The sequence below is a fragment of the Piscinibacter defluvii genome (assembly GCF_004011805.1).
Lineage (GTDB): Bacteria > Pseudomonadota > Gammaproteobacteria > Burkholderiales > Burkholderiaceae_C > Piscinibacter > Piscinibacter defluvii.
The window spans coordinates 1-900 of record NZ_RCHJ01000124.1 but is presented as its reverse complement, the minus strand read 5'-3'; the positions used below and the strand labels follow the sequence as shown (position 1 = coordinate 900).

The window sequence follows — 900 nt, the reverse complement described above, 5'->3', positions numbered from 1 at the left end:
TGCTCCACCTCGCGGCCCAAGCGCCTTCCCGGCGGGTCCGCTCAGCTCAAACGTTAGGCGTCAAGCAAGCGGCAGTCGCTGTCCGGGAAGAGTCGTCCTGTCCTCTGCCTTGCTACACTGTGCGCGTTCTGTAGGTACCGCTCCACCGCACTGCTCGTGTCACTCGGTACAAGTGACAAGCGAGCAAGTTCGGCAGAGGTGCCTCATGAATCCAAGCCTGTCGGCCTGGCTGCTCGTCGCAGCGAGCGTCATCGCGGAAGTTGTCGGAACGGTCGCGCTCAAGTACTCCGATGGCTTCTCCAAACTCCTCCCGTCAGGCGCAGCGACTACCTGCTACGCGCTAGCCATCTGGCTCATGGCTGTTGCGATGCGTCAGCTCGACATGGGAATCACCTATGCAGTCTGGGCCGCCAGCGGCACAGCTGCCACTGCTCTGGTCGGAATCGCGTTCTTCGGGGAGCACATGGGCACCGTCAAAACGCTTGGCCTGGTTTGTGTGGTTGGCGGCGTCGTCATGCTCAATCTCGGCGGTCAGCGATGACGCCTAACCCTTCGCTCGAGGCGACCCTCCACGGCTTGGCACTTGGGCCGCGAGCCCGTGGTGCATATCATCGGGCTCGCGGCCCAAGCGCCAATCCGCGGCGGTCGCCTCAGCTCAAACGTTAGGCATCTATGGTCCCCGCATGCGCCCTTCAACGCACCTTTCGCCTTCAGTACGGGGCGAACGCCGCCACCTGCTTCACCGTTGATGTCGACGCCAAGCAGTACATAGTTACGGCTCGCCACGCACTGCCCGGAGCAGCTGGCGCGACAACCATTCAGATCCAACACGCCGGGGCGTGGGCGATGTCCCGCTCGCTGTTGAACCGTGACCGGTGACGGCTCCTCGGTGGACATGCT

General features: G+C 63.2%; 1 protein-coding gene. It reads left to right on the top strand.

Going from position 1 to position 900, the window contains the following annotated elements:
* The first annotated feature begins 205 nt into the window (after nt 1-205).
* Nucleotides 206-541, top strand: coding sequence for a DMT family transporter (locus D9C15_RS33190; RefSeq protein WP_128003719.1), 336 nt, complete (start codon nt 206-208; stop codon nt 539-541).
* Nucleotides 542-900: the final 359 nt, after the last annotated feature.